The organism is Kluyvera sp. CRP (assembly GCF_019930565.1).
Taxonomy (GTDB): domain Bacteria; phylum Pseudomonadota; class Gammaproteobacteria; order Enterobacterales; family Enterobacteriaceae; genus Kluyvera; species Kluyvera georgiana_A.
The window spans coordinates 737,024-753,695 of sequence record NZ_CP082841.1 but is presented as its reverse complement, the minus strand read 5'-3'; the positions used below and the strand labels follow the sequence as shown (position 1 = coordinate 753,695).

General features: G+C 56.6%; 14 protein-coding genes. 9 read left to right on the top strand and 5 right to left on the bottom strand.

The window, feature by feature from the left end; genetic code table 11:
* Positions 1 to 26: 26 nt before the first annotated feature.
* The 3 genes from K7B04_RS03450 to K7B04_RS03440 are packed head-to-tail and all read left to right on the top strand — an operon-like array spanning position 27 to position 3,492.
* Entirely contained in the window at positions 27 to 665 is a 639-nt protein-coding gene (locus K7B04_RS03450; protein ID WP_223803492.1) for a YjbF family lipoprotein, read from the top strand.
* Positions 659 to 1,396, top strand: coding sequence for a capsule biosynthesis GfcC D2 domain-containing protein (locus K7B04_RS03445; RefSeq protein ID WP_223804114.1), 738 nt, complete (start codon positions 659 to 661; stop codon positions 1,394 to 1,396). Before K7B04_RS03450 ends, K7B04_RS03445 begins: the two co-directional genes overlap by 7 nt.
* Positions 1,396 to 3,492, top strand: a complete 2,097-nt coding sequence (locus K7B04_RS03440; protein ID WP_223803491.1) for a YjbH domain-containing protein — start codon at positions 1,396 to 1,398, stop codon at positions 3,490 to 3,492. The genes K7B04_RS03445 and K7B04_RS03440 overlap by 1 nt, the downstream gene beginning before the upstream one ends.
* A 40-nt stretch (positions 3,493 to 3,532) precedes the next feature.
* On the opposite strand, the gene K7B04_RS03435 is transcribed toward K7B04_RS03440, so the two are convergent.
* A complete protein-coding gene (locus K7B04_RS03435; RefSeq protein WP_223803490.1) occupies positions 3,533 to 3,988 on the bottom strand; it encodes an acyltransferase in 456 nt (151 codons plus the stop codon).
* A gap of 212 nt (positions 3,989 to 4,200) precedes the next feature.
* On the opposite strand from K7B04_RS03435, the gene psiE reads away from it, so the two are divergent.
* Positions 4,201 to 4,611 carry a phosphate-starvation-inducible protein PsiE gene (psiE, locus tag K7B04_RS03430; RefSeq protein ID WP_064546622.1) on the top strand — a complete coding sequence of 137 codons (411 nt, stop codon included), beginning with the start codon at positions 4,201 to 4,203 and terminating at the stop codon, positions 4,609 to 4,611.
* 114 nt (positions 4,612 to 4,725) lie between these two features.
* Here the strand turns inward: psiE and malG are convergent, their stop codons facing one another.
* The 3 genes from malG to malE all read right to left on the bottom strand — a co-directional run bounded on the left by malG (position 4,726) and on the right by malE (position 8,468).
* A complete protein-coding gene (gene malG / locus K7B04_RS03425) occupies positions 4,726 to 5,616 on the bottom strand; it encodes a maltose ABC transporter permease MalG (RefSeq protein ID WP_064546624.1) in 891 nt (296 codons plus the stop codon).
* A gap of 14 nt (positions 5,617 to 5,630) precedes the next feature.
* Complete coding sequence (gene malF, locus K7B04_RS03420) at positions 5,631 to 7,175, bottom strand: maltose ABC transporter permease MalF (protein WP_163447550.1); 1,545 nt, start codon at positions 7,173 to 7,175, stop codon at positions 5,631 to 5,633.
* Positions 7,176 to 7,277: 102 nt separating this feature from the next.
* The gene (gene malE / locus K7B04_RS03415; protein WP_163447549.1) at positions 7,278 to 8,468 is read right to left on the bottom strand and encodes a maltose/maltodextrin ABC transporter substrate-binding protein MalE; all 1,191 of its coding nucleotides are present in this window, start codon (positions 8,466 to 8,468) and stop codon (positions 7,278 to 7,280) included.
* 371 nt (positions 8,469 to 8,839) lie between these two features.
* Here malE and malK point away from each other — a divergent pair, with 371 nt between their 5' ends.
* From malK to ubiA, 5 genes are all read left to right on the top strand, one after another.
* On the top strand, positions 8,840 to 9,949 hold the full coding sequence (gene malK, locus K7B04_RS03410; RefSeq protein ID WP_167577122.1) for a maltose/maltodextrin ABC transporter ATP-binding protein MalK: 1,110 nt from the start codon (positions 8,840 to 8,842) through the stop codon (positions 9,947 to 9,949).
* Between the two features lie 101 nt (positions 9,950 to 10,050).
* Entirely contained in the window at positions 10,051 to 11,376 is a 1,326-nt protein-coding gene (locus K7B04_RS03405; RefSeq protein WP_163447548.1) for a maltoporin, read from the top strand.
* Positions 11,377 to 11,490: 114 nt separating this feature from the next.
* Positions 11,491 to 12,435 carry a maltose operon protein MalM gene (gene malM, locus K7B04_RS03400; RefSeq protein WP_167577121.1) on the top strand — a complete coding sequence of 315 codons (945 nt, stop codon included), beginning with the start codon at positions 11,491 to 11,493 and terminating at the stop codon, positions 12,433 to 12,435.
* A gap of 225 nt (positions 12,436 to 12,660) precedes the next feature.
* Entirely contained in the window at positions 12,661 to 13,158 is a 498-nt protein-coding gene (gene ubiC, locus K7B04_RS03395) for a chorismate lyase (RefSeq protein WP_223803489.1), read from the top strand.
* A gap of 14 nt (positions 13,159 to 13,172) precedes the next feature.
* The gene (ubiA, locus tag K7B04_RS03390) at positions 13,173 to 14,045 is read left to right on the top strand and encodes a 4-hydroxybenzoate octaprenyltransferase (protein ID WP_163447545.1); all 873 of its coding nucleotides are present in this window, start codon (positions 13,173 to 13,175) and stop codon (positions 14,043 to 14,045) included.
* An 80-nt stretch (positions 14,046 to 14,125) separates the two neighbouring features.
* On the opposite strand, the gene plsB is transcribed toward ubiA, so the two are convergent.
* The gene (gene plsB, locus K7B04_RS03385; protein WP_167577118.1) at positions 14,126 to 16,555 is read right to left on the bottom strand and encodes a glycerol-3-phosphate 1-O-acyltransferase PlsB; all 2,430 of its coding nucleotides are present in this window, start codon (positions 16,553 to 16,555) and stop codon (positions 14,126 to 14,128) included.
* Positions 16,556 to 16,672: the final 117 nt, after the last annotated feature.

Genomic DNA, 16,672 nt, shown 5'->3' with positions numbered 1-16,672 from the left:
TATTTTGCCCCTGGAGAAGAAGCGCCGTGAAGCGACTTATGATTCCTCTTTTTTGCCTGCTGCTTCAGGCGTGTTCACCCAGCACCAAGGGGCTGGGGCAATCGTTATGGAGCAGTATGTTTGGTACGTCGGGCGTGCAGCTGACCGACGATGACATCCAGAATATGCCCTACGCCAGCCAGTACATGCAATTGAACGGCGGCCCGCAGATTTTTGTCGTGCTGGCCTTCTCGGAGAACGGCCAGCAGAAATGGCTCACGCAGGACCAGGCGATGCTGGTGACTCAGCGTGGCCGTTTGGTAAAAACGCAGCTCGCGGGCGATAACCTGTTGACGATGAATAACCTCGATAACGATCCGCTGGCGCATCCCAATCAAATAACCGATGGCACGCGTTGGACCCGCACGATGGGCTGGACGGAACACCAACAGGTACGCTATGCCATCGCGACGTCCACTTTCCGCTGGGACGGCAGCGACACGCTGACGATGGGCAGCGAGAGCACGGCGGTGCGCGTGCTGGAAGAAGAGGTAACCACCTCCGAAGCTCATTGGCGTAACCGCTATTGGGTGGACAGCGACGGGCAGATTCGCCAGTCGGAGCAATACCTTGGCGCAGGCACTTTCCCGGTGAAAACCACGCTTATCAAGGCGGCAAAATCATGAAAAAAACGTTAATTGCCGCCGTGTTACTGAGCGTTATCTCCGCCGCGCAGGCGGCGGGCACCATTGAAGTCCATCAGGAAGGGGTGGCAAAACCGCTGACATTAACCAACGCCGAGCGCCTGGTAGACCTGGTGGGCCAACCGCGGCTGGCCGGAAGTTGGTGGCCCGGCGCGGTCATTGCCACGCCGCAGGCAACCGCCAAAGCGGAACGTGAACACCAGGCACTGCTGGCGCAGCTTGCAGCGCTGGCGGCAGATGAAGGGGGAAGTAGCGCTGGCGCGATCAACGCCCTGCGAAATCAACTCCAGGCTATGCCGGTAACAGGCCGCCTGCTGGTGCCGCTGGACCCGGATACGGTTCGCGTACACAGCGAAAAGAATCCACCGCTGCAGGGGAACTATACCCTGTGGCTAAGGCACGAGCCGTCGACCATCACCCTGGTAGGACTGGTGGATAAACCCGGAACGATGACCTTTACGCCGGGGCGCGATGTGGCCAGCTACCTCGAGGATATCAGCCTGCTGAGCGGCGCGGACCGTAGCTACGCCTGGGTGATTTATCCGGACGGACGTACACAGAAAGCGCCGGTAGCGTACTGGAATAAACGCCATATCGAACCCATGCCCGGTAGTCTTATTTTTGTCGGTTTTGCCGACGCGTTGTGGACGAACAAGTATGAGGCGCTCAACGCCGACATTCTTCGCTCCCTGTCGCAGCGGAGACCTGAATAATGCCTAAAAAATGTCTATATAGCCTGCTGGCTCTGGCGGTCAGCGCGGCCTGTCATGCTGAAACCTACCCCGCGCCGATTGGCCCATCGCAGTCAGATTTCGGCGGCGTAGGGCTGTTGCAAACGCCCACGGCGCGCATGGCGCGTGAGGGTGAATTCAGTCTTAACTATCGCGATAACGACCAGTATCGCTACTACTCCGCTTCAGCGCAGCTGTTCCCGTGGCTGGAAACGACCCTGCGCTACACCGACGTGCGCACCAAAAAATACAGCGACGTTGAAGCGTTTTCCGGTTCGCAAACATACAAAGATAAAGCCTTTGACGTGAAACTGCGCCTGTGGGAAGAGAGCTACTGGTTGCCGCAGGTCGCCGTCGGCGCGCGGGATATCGGCGGTACCGGGTTGTTCGATTCGGAATATGTTGTGGCCAGCAAAGCCTGGGGGCCGTTTGATTTCACGCTGGGTTTAGGCTGGGGTTACCTGGGCACCAGCGGCAACGCCACTAACCCGTTCTGTTCGTACAGCGATAAATATTGCTATCGCGATAACAGCTATCGCAAAGCGGGTTCGATCGACGGCAGTCAGATGTTCCACGGCCCGGCGGCCTGGTTTGGCGGGATTGAATATCAGACACCGTGGCAGCCGTTGCGTTTAAAACTGGAGTATGAAGGCAACAACTACCAGCAGGATTTCGCCGGTAAAATTGAGCAAAAGAGCAAGGTTAACGTCGGCGCCATTTATCGCGTTACCGATTGGGCCGACGTCAACCTTAGCTATGAACGCGGCAATACCGTGATGTTCGGCTTTACCCTGCGCACCAACTTCAACGATCTGCGTCCGTCGTATAACGACAACGCGCGTCCGGCCTACCGGCCACAGCCGCAGGATGCCATTCTTCAGCACTCGGTGGTGGCCAATCAGCTGACACAGCTGAAGTACAATGCCGGGTTCGCCGCGCCGAATATGCAGGTAAAAGGCGATACCCTCTACGTCACCGGCGAACAGGTGAAATACCGTGATTCGCGGGAAGGGATCGAGCGCGCCAATCGGATCGTCATGAACGATCTTCCGGAAGGGATCCGCACGATCCGCATTACCGAAACGCGCCTCAATCTGCCTGAGGTGACCACGGAAACCGATGTCGCCAGCCTGAAGCGTCATCTGGAAGGGGAGCCGCTCGGGCAGGAGACGCCGCTGGCGCAAAAACGCGTGGCGCCGATCGTGCCGGAGAAAACCGAGCAGGGCTGGTATATCGACAAATCGCGTTTTGATTTCCATCTCGATCCGGTGTTGAGCCAGTCTATTGGCGGCCCGGAAAGTTTCTACATGTACCAGGTGGGGGTGATGGGCACGGCGGACTGGTGGGTAACCGATCATCTGCTGACCAGCGGCAGCCTGTTCGCCAACATCGCCAACAACTATGACAAGTTTAACTACACCAACCCGCCAAAGGATTCGGCGCTGCCGCGTGTACGAACTCATATTCGTGATTATGTAGAAAACGATGTCTATGTTAACAACCTGCAAGCTAACTACTTCCAGTATCTGGGCAATGATTTCTATGGCCAGGTTTACGGTGGCTATCTGGAAACCATGTACGGCGGCGCGGGGGCGGAAGTGCTGTATCGCCCGGTTGATAGCAACTGGGCCTTCGGCCTGAACGCCAACTACGTGAAGCAGCGTGACTGGCGCAGCGCGCAGGACATGATGAAGTTCACCGACTACAGCGTGAAGACCGGCCACCTGACCGCCTACTGGACGCCGTCGTTCGCCCAGGACGTGCTGGTGAAAGCCAGCGTGGGTCAGTATCTGGCGGGAGACAAGGGCGGCACGCTGGATATCTCCAAACACTTCGACAGCGGCATTGTGGTGGGCGCTTATGCCACCATTACCAACGTGTCGGCGGATGAGTACGGCGAGGGGGAATTCACCAAAGGGGTGTACGTGAACATACCGATGGATCTCTTCACCTCCGGCCCAACCCGCAGTCGTGCAGCCGTCGGCTGGACGCCGCTGACCCGCGACGGTGGGCAGATGCTGGGGCGCAAGTTCGAGCTGTATAACATGACCGGCGATAAGAGCCTGAACTTCCGCTAACGCTTCCGTAGCCCGGATAAGCCACTTGTCCGGGCTACGCTTATAACCTCCGCAGTAACCGCGCGGGGTTCCCGGCGTACACGCCTTTCTCACTGATTGAACGCGTCACCACGCTGCCTGCGCCAATGACCACGCCATCGCAGATTGACACCGAGAGAATCGTTGCGCCACTGCCGATGGAGACATTGTCGCCGATAGCGATCCGTCCCCAGCTTTCACGGTCTGCGTTTGGCTTTCCCTCGCGAAACATATCGTTGGCAAACATAACCCCATGGCCGATAAAGCAGCCTCGCCCGATGGTGACATATTCGCAGATAAAAGTGTGCGACTGGATTTTAGTCTCGTCGCCAATCCAGCTGTTGCCCTGGATTTCGACAAACGGACCGATGAACACGTTGTTACCCAGCGTGCAGTCGTAAAGATTGGCAGGTTCATAAATGACGACGTTGTCGCCGCGTACCACATTGCGGATGGTGACCTGGCGGAGTGAGTGCATAGTATCCCTCTGATAAAAAACGTTCTCCTTAAGTGTAGCGCGGCAGGAAGAAGCGCTACTGATAAGCATAGAGTCGAAAAATTTCCCCTCTTTATCAGACTCATTTTTATCTGTTGCTGGGGAAAACAGCGAAAAGGTGGCGATAAAAACTAGATCTGGATCACGTTTTTGCGCTATACAGGAATCTCGGCCCAGCGAAAGAGGTGCTAGCTATGACGTCACTGACTCGCCCACGCGTAGAGTTTATCTCCACCATTTTGCAGACCGTGTTGAATTTGGGTCTGCTCAGCCTTGGTCTGATTCTGATCGTTTTTCTCGGTAAAGAGACGGTTCATCTGGCCGATGTGCTATTCGCGCCGGAACGCACCAGCAAGTATGAGTTGGTGGAGGGGCTGGTGGTTTACTTCCTCTATTTCGAATTTATCGCTCTGATTGTGAAGTACTTTCAGTCAGGCTTCCATTTTCCCCTGCGTTACTTTGTCTACATCGGCATTACTGCGATTGTGCGGTTGATTATCGTCGACCATAAGTCGCCGTTGGATGTGCTGATTTATTCTGCTGCGATTTTGCTGCTGGTGATTACGCTATGGCTGTGTAACTCCAAACGTCTGAAGCGAGAGTAGGCCTTATCAGGTCATACGGTAGGCAAAAAAAAGGGCGCTCCGTAGAGCGCCAAACAGTCACAAGTTAGGGTTCGTTCAAGTTGAGGATAATAGCAGTGGCATTGCTGATGAAACTTAGCCCTTCACGCCGCCGGCCGTGAGGCCGTTTACCAGCCAACGCTGCGCGAGCAGGAAGACCACGGTAATAGGGATGGCGGAAAGGACTGCCGCAGCGGCAAAGTCGCCCCACAGATAGTTTTGTGGGTTGAGGTATTGCTGCATACCTACGGCGAGGGTGTAGCTGTTCACATCGCGCAGCAGGAGCGATGCAACCGGTACTTCGGTAATGGCGGCGATAAACGACAGGATAAACACCACCGCCAGAATCGGTACGGACAGCGGCAACAGCACCAGGCGGAAGGCCTGCCACGGGGTCGCGCCGTCCAGCGCGGCCGCTTCTTCCAGCGAGCCGTCGATCGTTTCGAAATAGCCCTTAATCGTCCACACGTGCAGCGCGATACCGCCCAGGTAGGCAAAGATCACGCCGCCGTGGGTGTTGAGGCCGATAAACGGAATGTACTGGCCCAGACGGTCAAACAACGCGTACAGAGCAACCAGTGACAGCACCGCCGGGAACATCTGGAAAATCAGCATCCCTTTGAGCAGCGTGGCCTTGCCCGGGAAGCGCATACGGGCAAAGGCGTAGGCGCAGGTGGTGGACAGCGCCACAATGCCAATCGCGGTGATACCGGCGATTTTCACCGAGTTCCACAGCCACAGCAGCACCGGGAACGGCGGTGGAGTGACGCGGCCATCGGCGTGTTCAACGCTGAAGCCCAGCGCCAGTTTCCAGTGCTCCCAGGAGATCTGTTCCGGGATAAGACTGCCGGTGGCGAAGTTCCCTTCACGCAGCGAGATAGCGATAACCATCAGCAGCGGGAACATGATCGCCGCGATAAAAATCAGCAGCAGCAGATGCGTGGTAAAGAGACGCAGTTTCTGAGATTTGGGTTGTACCATAGCCATGTTCGTTGTCTCCCTTAATCAAACTTCATACGCGTGGCTTTCAGGTTCACGATGGCCAGTGCGCCTACCAGCAGGAAGATCAGCGTGGCAATCGCCGCCGCCAGACCGAAGTCCTGGCCGCCGCCGCCTTCAAAGGCGATGCGGTAGGTGTAGCTCACAAGCAGGTCGGTATAACCGGCTGGCGTGGTGGTGCCGAGACGGTCCGGGCCACCGTTGGTCAACAGCTGAATCAGCACGAAGTTGTTAAAGTTAAAGGCGAAGCTGGCGATCATCAGCGGCGTCAGCGGCTTAATCAGCAGCGGGAACGTAATCTTAAAGAAGTTCTGGAACGGACCGGCGCCATCCATTGCCGAGGCTTCATACAGGTCGTCCGGAATCGCCTTCAGCAGGCCCATGCACAGAATCATCATGTACGGGTAGCCCAGCCAGGTGTTGACGATAACAATCATCGAACGCGCGGTAGTCGGGTCGCTGAACCAGGCCGGTTTGATACCGAACAGGGCGCTCAGCATCATGTTGATTTCACCGAAGCTCTGGTTAAACAGCCCTTTGAAAATCAGAATCGAGATAAACGACGGCACAGCGTACGGCAGAATCAGCAGCACGCGGTAGATGGCTTTGCCCTTCAGCGCTTCCCACTGTACCAGGCAGGCCAGCACCATGCCGACGGCGACGGTCAGGATTACGGTCAGCACCGAGAAGACCACCGTCCAGACGAAGATGGCGACGAACGGCTTCTGGATGCCCTCGTCGGTAAAGACGCGGGTGAAGTTATCCCAGCCGATACCGACGGTGTAGCCTGGGCTTAACTTCTCGGTGCCCCAGCTGCCGTCGGCGTTAACGGTTTGGTAGAAACCAATGTCGTTGTTGGCGCGGTATTTCACACCAGTCTGGTTATTGGTCAGCAAGCCATCGTCGGCCAGCGTGTAGAGCGGCTGGGTGCCGGAGAACTGGCGCAGCGAGCTCATGGTGACTTTGCTTTCATCCGGCAGAACGGCGGTCAGCTGGTTCAGCGCCTGGCGGTTCTGGGTAATCACGCGCAGCTGCGCACGTTCACTGCCCGGCAGCGCTTCGGTTTCTTTTAACTGCAGTTTCTGTTCGCCGCCAAATTTAAAGGCGTCGGAGAGGTAGTTTTTCCCGCTTTCACCGTCGGTGAGGGCCAACTGCCACTCGTCGCCCGCCGGGAAGAGGCTGAAATTATAGGATTTGCCCGCCTGATAGCTGCGGTCCATCAGGACCTGCTGGGCGCGCTCAAAGGTAAGCTGGTTAGTGCTGCTGTAGTTGGTAAAGGCAATGGCGATGGTACAAATCAGCGGGAACAGGACGAACAGCCCCATCCCGGCCATGCCAGGGTAAACGTAGCGCCAGGCGTAGGTCTTACGGTTGGCGAAAATGTACAGGCCCGCTGAGCTTAAGATCAGCGTCATGATGGCAAACAGGTACTCCCCTTGTGCGTACATTAAAACTACAAGGTAACCCACCAGCAGGCCCAGCAGACCAATCACTGACCATTTCAGCGTGTCGCTTTGCCACCAATGATTCTTTTTAATGACATCCATGGGGATCTTCCTCTACAGCGATTTAAACAACCCTCACCCCGTCCCTCTCCCTGAGGGAGAGGGGGAGTGTTTCCCTCTCACCGGGAGAGGGAACGACAGGTATTACTTGGTGATACGACCCTGTGCATCTTTCAGCGCAGCATCGACGGTCTGACGACCGCTGGCGGCGTTGATCACTGCGGTACGAACGGCATACCAGAATGCAGACATCTGCGGGATGTTCGGCATGATTTCGCCTTTCTGGGCGTTATCCATGGTGGCCGCGATACGCGGGTCTTTCGCTAACTGATCCTGGAAGGATTTCAGCGCCACGGCGCCCAGCGGTTTGTCCTTGTTCACTGCATCCAGACCCTGGTCGGTCAGCAGGTAGTTTTCGAGGAACTCTTTCGCCAGCTCTTTGTTCGGGCTCGCGGCGTTGATGCCGGCGCTCAGAACGCCAACGAACGGTTTAGACGGCTTGCCTTTGAAGGTTGGCAGCAGCGTTACGCCGTAGTTCACCTTGCTCTTATCGATGTTGGACCACGCCCACGGACCGTTGATGGTCATCGCAGTGTCGCCTTTGTTGAAGGCTGCCTCAGCGATGGAGTAGTCGGTATCCGCGTTCATGTGTTTGTTTTTGATCAGGTCAACCAGGAAGGTCAGGCCCGCTTTCGCGCCAGCGCTATCAACGCCGACATCTTTCACGTCGTACTTGCCGTTTTCAAACTTGAACGCGTAACCGCCGTCGGCAGCAATCAGCGGCCAGGTGAAGTACGGTTCTTGCAGGTTGAACATCAGCGCGGATTTACCTTTCGCCTTCAGCTCTTTATCCAGCGCCGGGATTTCTTCCCAGGTTTTCGGCGGGTTCGGTACGAGGTCTTTGTTGTAAATCAGCGACAGCGCTTCGACCGCGATTGGGTAAGCAATCAGCTTGCCGTTATAGCGCACGGCATCCCAGGTGAACGGGTAGAGTTTGTCCTGGAACGCTTTGTCCGGCGTCACTTCCGCCAGCAGGCCAGACTGCGCGTAGCCGCCGAAACGGTCATGCGCCCAGAAGATGATGTCCGGGCCGTCGCCGGTTGCCGCAACCTGCGGGAATTTTTCTTCCAGCTTATCCGGGTGTTCTACGGTCACTTTAATGCCCGTATCTTTTTCAAATTTCTTACCGACCTCGGCCAGGCCGTTATAGCCCTTGTCGCCGTTAATCCAGATAACCAGTTTTCCCTCTTCGATTTTTGCCAAAGCCGAGGCGGAAAACATCATCGTAGTCAATGCGGACAGCGCGAGGATGCGAGCGCCAGTTTTGATTTTCATATATCCCGTCCTTTCCAGGTGATGTACTTGTGGATACACAGAGGTGGTTTAACATCGATGAGTTTCCTTTTTTAGCAACCCCTTTCCATCCTCCTGACCTCTACGCCCTCGGGGCTATTAGTGTGATCGCCATAACATAAATCCCAGTTATGCGTCCTGGCGCACAAAAAAAAGCGCCGTTTTTTGTCGCCCCCATCACGATTTTAGTCCTGACCCGAAGTCATCGGGGGCAGAGCGCGCCTTCTCATCCTCCCGTCTCCTCCCCCATAAAAAACAAGGGGGGTGGAGGATTCCCCTCAATGATGTGTAAGGCATAGTCAGCCCATCTTGAATGTGTCTGTTGGTGACAAGTTGTAACGAGGGAGAAGGGCATGGCGAACGTACAGCTACGCAATGTAACGAAAGCCTGGGGCGACGTGGTGGTATCAAAAGATATCAACCTTGATATCCAGGAAGGGGAGTTCGTGGTGTTTGTCGGGCCATCAGGCTGCGGTAAATCTACGCTGCTGCGTATGATCGCAGGCCTCGAAACCATCACCAGCGGCGATCTGATGATCGGCGATACCCGCATGAACGACGTACCGCCAGCCGAGCGCGGCGTGGGGATGGTGTTCCAGTCCTACGCGTTATATCCCCATCTGTCCGTTGCTGAAAATATGTCCTTTGGCCTGAAGCTGGCTGGCGCGAAAAAAGACGTGATTAACCAGCGCGTGACCCAGGTTTCCGAAGTACTGCAGTTAGCCCATCTGCTGGAACGTAAACCGAAGGCGCTGTCCGGCGGCCAGCGTCAGCGCGTGGCGATTGGTCGTACGCTGGTTGCCGAACCGCGTGTATTCCTGCTCGATGAACCCCTTTCTAACCTCGACGCTGCGCTGCGCGTACAGATGCGTATTGAAATTTCCCGCCTGCACAAACGTCTGGGCCGCACGATGATTTACGTCACCCACGATCAGGTCGAAGCGATGACGCTGGCCGACAAAATCGTGGTGCTCGACGCCGGCCGCGTGGCGCAGGTCGGTAAACCTCTCGAGCTGTACCACTACCCGGCTGACCGTTTCGTCGCGGGCTTTATCGGCTCGCCGAAGATGAACTTCCTGCCGGTGAAAGTCACTGCCACCGCCATCGATCAGGTGCAGGTCGAGCTGCCGAACCGTCAGCAGATTTGGCTGCCGGTCGAGAGTAACAACGTGCAGGTTGGCGCCAACATGTCGCTGGGCATTCGCCCGGAACACCTGATGCCGAGCCACATCGCCGATGTGACGCTGGAAGGCGTGGTGCATGTTGTCGAGCAACTGGGCAACGAAACACAAATTCATATCCAGATCCCTGCCATCCGTCAAAACCTGGTTTACCGCCAGAACGACGTGGTGTTGGTCGAAGAGGGAGCCACATTCGCCATCGGCTTGCCGCCAGAGCGCTGCCATCTGTTCCGTGAAGATGGCACCGCATGTCGTCGGCTGCATAAAGAGCTCGGCGTTTAAACGTCCCATAACAAAGCAAACAGGCAGCCCCCACGCCGCCAGCGATAAGGCGATACAGGGGCGAAATGTTGAAAAGAAAAGCAATGATCTCAGGAGATAGAATGATGATTACTCTGCGCAAACTCCCCGTGGCGGTTGCCGTCGCAGCAGGCATTATGTCTGCTCAGGCAATGGCCGTAGATTTTCATGGCTACGCGCGTTCCGGCATTGGCTGGACGGGTAGCGGTGGCGAACAACAGTGTTTCCAGGCAACCGGTGCACAAAGTAAATACCGTCTTGGTAACGAATGTGAAACCTATGCTGAAATTAAATTAGGTCAGGAAGTGTGGAAAGAGGGCGATAAGAGCTTCTACTTCGACACCAACGTGGCTTACTCCGTTGCACAGCAGAACGACTGGGAAGCAACCGACCCGGCGTTCCGTGAAGCGAACGTCCAGGGTAAAAACCTGATCGAATGGCTGCCAGGTTCCACTATCTGGGCCGGTAAGCGCTTCTATCAGCGTCATGACGTTCACATGATCGACTTCTACTACTGGGATATCTCGGGTCCTGGTGCCGGTATCGAAAACATCGATCTGGGCTTCGGTAAACTGTCTCTGGCAGCAACCCGTTCTCAGGAAGCGGGTGGTTCTTACATCTTCACCAGCAATGATATTTACAGCAAATACAAAGACACAGCGAACGACGTATTCGACGTCCGTTTAGCCGGTCTGGAAACCAACCCGGACGGCGTGCTGGAGCTGGGTGTTGACTACGGTCGTGCTAACAAAACCGACGGTTACAGCTTTGCTGACGGCGCAACCAAAGACGGCTGGATGTTCACCGCTGAACATACCCAGAGCATGTTGAAAGGCTACAACAAGTTTGTTGTTCAGTACGCCACTGACGCCATGACCACGCAGGGTAAAGGTCTGTCTCAGGGCTCTTTCACCGGCAACGACTATGACAAAGACGCAGAAATCGGTGCGGTAGATAACAAGATCAATAACAACGGCGACATGTGGCGTGTACTTGATCACGGCGCAATCTCCCTCGGTGAGAAAGTTGATCTGATGTACGTCGGTATGTACCAGAATATCGACCGCGATGATGGCAACGGCACCAAGTGGTGGACCGTCGGTGTGCGTCCTATGTACAAATGGACGCCAATCATGAGCACCCTGATGGAAGTCGGCTACGACAACGTTAAGTCGCAGAAAACCGGCGACACCAACAACCAGTACAAAATCACCCTGGCGCAACAGTGGCAGGCTGGCGACAGCATCTGGTCCCGTCCGGCCATCCGCGTATTCGCAACCTATGCGAAGTGGGATGAGAAATGGGGTTACGACAACGGTATCGCTTACAAAGATACCAGCGCGAAAACCTACAGCCGCGGCGACAACGATGAGTGGTCCTTCGGTGCCCAGATGGAAATCTGGTGGTAATTCAGCACTAACCTGACGTAACAACCGACGAGGGGCGCAAGCCCCTCTGTTCCTTGAGGTTTAGCGCGCTATTGCCTGGCTACCGCTAGAACCACGCTTTCTGAGGTCATCATAATGAAAATGAAAAAAAGTCTCGTTGCTCTCTGCTTATCCGCTGGATTAATGGCGAGCGTCCCGGGCATTAGCCTCGCTGACGTCAACTACGTGCCGCAAAACACCAGCGCCGCGCCGACCATCCCGACCGCTGCCCTCCAGCAGCTGACCTGGACGCCGGTCGATCAATCTAAAGTTCAATCCACCCAAATTTCCACCGGTGGTCAAAGCCTGAACGTTCCGGGAATCACCGGCAACGTTGTGGCCTACAGCGTTCCCGCCAATATTGGCGAGCTGACGCTGACCCTGACCAGCGAAGTGAACAAACAAACCAGCGTATTTGCGCCGAACGTGCTGATTCTTGACCAGAATATGACGCCTTCTGCGTTCTTCCCAAGCAGCTACTTCACCTACCAGGAGCCTGGCGTAATGAGCGCCGACCGTCTGGAAGGGGTGATGCGCCTGACGCCGGCGCTGGGCCAGCAAAAACTCTATGTTCTGGTGTTTACCACCGAGAAAGATCTCCAGCAAACCACGACGCTGCTGGATCCGGCAAAAGCCTACGCTAAAGGCACCGGTAACGCGGTGCCGGATATTCCTGACCCGATCGCTAAACACACCACCGACGGTCTGGTGAAGCTGAAGGTGAAAACCAACAGCAGCTCCAGCGTTCTGGTTGGCCCGCTGTTTGGCTCTTCCGGCCCGGCTCCGGTCACTGTCGGCAACACGGCGGCTCCGGTTGCCAGCGCACCCGCAGCGGCCCCGGTCGTGGCGCCAGTTGCGGCTCCGGCAGCGAAAACTGAACCGATGCTCGACGATACGGAAAGCTACTTCAACAACGGGATTAAACAGGCCGTGGCGAAAGGGGATATCGACAAAGCCCTGAAACTGATGAATGAAGCCGAACGCCTGGGATCTAAATCTGCTCGTTCCACCTTTATCGGCGCTGTAAAAGGCAAGGGGTAAGTTCTCCCCGCAGCGCCGATGTTTAGGCGAAGCCTTTCGGTGTGCCCTGTCGGGCACACCTTTTTTATACGCTTCATCCTTCAAGCTGCGATGATGAACGGCATATAGCGCAAAGCAAACTGTTGCACTGCTGTTGCGCTAATGATCGTATTTGACCATTACTGCACCCCCTCCCGCGGCTTTCTGCGATACAATGGCGAAACGCTTTGTATTGGAGAGACAGGCATGTCGCACCCTGCACTGACGCAACTGCGCGCGCTGCGCTATTTTGACGTCATTCCCCCGCTTGAACCCACTCAGCGCGACTGGCTGATGCTGGAAGATTCGATGACCAAACGGTTTGAGCAGTTTGGGAAACCGGTTAGCGTAACGCTTTTAAACGAGGCGTTTGTCAGCCGCGATGCGCTGGTAGAAGAACAACACCTGTTGCCAGAAGAGTCTCGCTATTGGTTGCGAGAAATATTATTGTGCGTCGGCGGTGAGCCGTGGCTTGCCGGGCGCACCGTGGTGCCAGAGTCGACCCTCTGTGGGCCGGAGCTGGCGCTACAAAACCTGGGGCAGACGCCGCTGGGTCGTTATCTGTTTACGTCGTCGACGCTGACGCGAGACTTTATTGAGATAGGCCGTCATGATGCGCTGTGGGGGCGTCGTTCCCGTCTCCGCCTGAGCGGTAAACCGCTGCTGTTAACCGAGCTGTTTTTACCGGCATCGCCGCTGTACTAAGAGGAAGAAGAAGAATGGAGTGGAGTCTGAAGCAGAACAAGCTACTGGCTTACCATCGACTGATGCGTACGGATAAACCGATCGGCGCGCTGCTGCTGCTGTGGCCGACGCTGTGGGCACTGTGGGTCGCCTCACCGGGCGTACCGCCGCTGTGGATCCTGGCGGTGTTTGTGGCGGGCGTCTGGCTGATGCGCGCCGCAGGCTGCGTGGTCAACGATTATGCGGATCGTAAATTCGACGGCCACGTGAAACGCACGGCCAACCGTCCGCTGCCGAGCGGCGCGGTCACGGAGAAAGAGGCCCGTACGCTGTTTATCGTGCTGGTGGCGCTCTCTTTCCTGCTGGTGCTGACGCTCAACACGATGACCATTCTGTTGTCGGTGGCGGCGCTGGCGCTGGCCTGGGTTTACCCGTTTATGAAGCGTTATACCCACCTGCCGCAGGTGGTGCTGGGGGCGGCGTTTGGCTGGTCAATTCCGATGGCCTTCGCGGCGGTCAGCGAGTCACTGCCGCTGAGCTGCTGGCTGATGCTGCTGGCGAATATTTTGTGGGCGGTGGCCTATGATACCCAGTATGCGATGGTTGACCGTGATGATGACGTGAAGATTGGCATCAAATCCACGGCGATTCTGTTCGGCGATAACGACCGTCTGATTATCGGTATCCTGCAGGCGTGCGTGCTGGCGCTGATGGCGCTTATCGGCTGGTTGAACGGCCTGAACTGGGAGTTTTACTGGTCAATCCTGATCGCCGGTGCGCTGTTCGTCTACCAACAGAAGCTGATCCGCCACCGCGAGCGTGGGCCGTGCTTCCAGGCGTTTATGAACAATAACTACGTGGGTCTGGTGCTGTTTATTGGGCTGGCGATGAGCTACTGGCAGTTCTGAGTTTGGCATGAAACTGTCGCCTGGCCGGCACCCAATAAGCGAATAAAAAAATCCCCGGTACAGACCGGGGATTTTTGTTTTTACTGTGCCGCCTCTTCCTGCGTCACGCTCTCGATCGTCAAGCGCACGTCCGAGGTAATCAGGCCCGCCATCATCTGGTAAACCTTCATCGTCTCTTCCGGCTCGGCGTCGCCGCTGTCGCTGATATAGCCCTCATCGCGGAGCGTCAGTACCAGCGACGAGAACACCGCTTTATCAAAGAACTCCGGCGAGTTGATGCCGTGCAGCACCGACAGACGCTGCGCCAGCGTACGGCTCTCTTTCTCCAGCGTACTGCGGTTCATCGACGGGTTGCCGCTCAGCAGCCAGAAGGTGATCGCGTAGCGTTGCAGTGTCTCGCGCGCCCCGGCCGCCAGCAGTTGAAGCGTGCGGGAGTGTGACGCGTTGATGCGCAGCTCGCCGTTCTGCTCGGTAATCAGCGCCTGACGCGCCATTTCGGCGATCAGCGTATCAATGACTGCCGGCAGCTCTTCACGCGTCCAGCGCAGGAACAGCTCGGCTTTCAGCATCGGATACAGCGTTTCGATCATACTCAACACCTGGTCACGGGAGATCTGGCGATGTTGAGTCATGATGGTGGCCAACAGCGACGGCATAATCAGCATGTGCGCGATGTTGTTGCGGTAGTACGTCATCAGCACCGCCTGCTCGCGCGGCAGAATGATGATGTCGCCGATGGTGTCTTTCTCGACTTCGAACTTGTTCATCTGCAGCGCGTGGTCGATAAGCTCGCTGGCGGAGGCTTTTGGCGCGGTAGCATCCGGCGCGTACGGCGCATTACGCATTAACGCCAGGTAGCATTCCAGCTGCTGCGTCAGCTGTTCGCGGGTCAGCGAACGCTGGCGAGAGGCCAGCAGCGCGGTGCAGCACAGGTTCATGGCGTTGGCGGCACCGGCGTTGTTAATGCGCACCATCAGCTCGCCCGCCAGTTTATTGACGGTCGGCGTCAGCCACGCCGGGCGTACGGCTTCGATCGGGTCGATCGACTCGCGCCACTCCGGCACGTGGTGGTTCAGGTAGGTCATCAGCGGCATGGGTTCGCCGAAGTTGACGTAGCCCTGGCCGAGATTACGCAGCTTGCTCAGACCGCGCAGCATCTGCGGCAGGCTCTCTTTCTCTTTGGTCGCGCCGCGCAGCTCTTTGGCGTAGGTACCCACTTCCATCACGTGCTCGTAGCCGATGTAAATCGGCACTAACGTAATCGGGCGAGTACCGCCGCGCAGCATTGCCTGAATGGTCATCGACAGGGTGCCGGTTTTCGGATCCAGCAGGCGGCCGGTACGGGAACGCCCGCCTTCCACGAAGTATTCAACGGAGTAGCCGCGGCTGAACAGCTCGCCGAGGTATTCGCGGAACACCGTGGAGTACAGCTTGTTGCCCTTAAAGGTACGGCGGATAAAGAACGCGCCCAGGCGGCGGAAAATCGGGCCAGCCGGCCAGAAGTTCAGGTTGATACCGGCAGCAATATGCGGCGGCACCAGCCCCTGGTGATAGAGCACGTAAGAGAGCAACAGGTAGTCCATATGGCTACGGTGGCAGGGCACGTAGACGATTTCATGGCCGTCGTGCGCCAGCTGGCGTACGCGCTCGGCGTTATGGACGTTAATCCCCTGATACAGACGGTTCCAGGTAAAGCTGAGGATACGGTCGGTGAGGCGAATCATCTCGTAGGAGAAGTTCGCCGCAATCTCTTCCATTAGCGCAATGGCGTTTTGCTGCGCCTTCTCGTGCGAGATTTTCTTGCTGCGCGCTTCGTCTTCTACCGCCTTGGCGATGGCTTTCGACGCCAGCAGCTTTTTGAACAGGTCGTGACGCGCCGGCAGACGCGGGCCAACCGCCGCCAGACGCTGACGGGCAAAGTGCATACGCGCGACGCGCGCCAGCTTCTGAGCAATGATTTTGTCCGTGCCGTGTTCGTCGGCCATGCGGCGCAGCGACACGGACGGCGAGAAGCGCACGAAGCTATCGCGGCCCAGCCAGGAGACAGCGAAGAATTTCTGGAAGCCGTTGAGCATTCGCAGCGGCGGGTTTTCCTCGCCTTTTTCGCGGCCAGGCGAACGCCCGAACATCACGGAGACCGGCACCATTTGCACATCCAGATCCGGATTGCTGCGGTGCAGATCGAGGTAGTCGTGGAACAGCTTGATCGACTCTTCTTTCGGCGTGTAGTAGGTGAACACGCGCGGGCCGCCGTGGATAAACACGTAGCGCGGCAGCAGGGTGCCGTCGATTTCCAGCGGTTCAAGCGGGTCAGGTAAATCGTGCGCCAGACATTGGGCGCGCAGCGTCAGCAGGTCGGCCTTAGAATTATAAGGCAGGACGTACATAATCGGACGCGAGGTATCAAGCCCTAATTCCTGTGCAGGCTCTGCGGGAATAGACTTGCTTTTTACCAGTACGCTTAATGGTAAATTCAGTAATTTGTAGTAAATTCGTGGCCAGCCGGACATAAACGATGTAAAGCCTCTGGTTAATCATGCAAATGCGCGGCAAGAATATCAGAAAGTCAGCAGAATTTCTGTTCTACCGCTTCATAACACGCATTGTCATTGACGTAATAACAAAAA

Bases quoted from the DNA above. Each gene is read 5' to 3' on its own strand.
- ubiA (WP_163447545.1), top strand. From the start codon at position 13,173: ATGGAGTGGAGTCTGAAGCAGAACAAGCTACTGGCTTACCATCGACTG.
- malM (WP_167577121.1), top strand. From the start codon at position 11,491: ATGAAAATGAAAAAAAGTCTCGTTGCTCTCTGCTTATCCGCTGGATTA.
- K7B04_RS03435 (WP_223803490.1), bottom strand. From the start codon at position 3,988: ATGCACTCACTCCGCCAGGTCACCATCCGCAATGTGGTACGCGGCGAC.
- K7B04_RS03405 (WP_163447548.1), top strand. From the start codon at position 10,051: ATGATGATTACTCTGCGCAAACTCCCCGTGGCGGTTGCCGTCGCAGCA.
- malG (WP_064546624.1), bottom strand. From the start codon at position 5,616: ATGGCTATGGTACAACCCAAATCTCAGAAACTGCGTCTCTTTACCACG.
- psiE (WP_064546622.1), top strand. From the start codon at position 4,201: ATGACGTCACTGACTCGCCCACGCGTAGAGTTTATCTCCACCATTTTG.
- malK (WP_167577122.1), top strand. From the start codon at position 8,840: ATGGCGAACGTACAGCTACGCAATGTAACGAAAGCCTGGGGCGACGTG.
- plsB (WP_167577118.1), bottom strand. From the start codon at position 16,555: ATGTCCGGCTGGCCACGAATTTACTACAAATTACTGAATTTACCATTA.
- malF (WP_163447550.1), bottom strand. From the start codon at position 7,175: ATGGATGTCATTAAAAAGAATCATTGGTGGCAAAGCGACACGCTGAAA.
- ubiC (WP_223803489.1), top strand. From the start codon at position 12,661: ATGTCGCACCCTGCACTGACGCAACTGCGCGCGCTGCGCTATTTTGAC.
- malE (WP_163447549.1), bottom strand. From the start codon at position 8,468: ATGAAAATCAAAACTGGCGCTCGCATCCTCGCGCTGTCCGCATTGACT.
- K7B04_RS03440 (WP_223803491.1), top strand. From the start codon at position 1,396: ATGCCTAAAAAATGTCTATATAGCCTGCTGGCTCTGGCGGTCAGCGCG.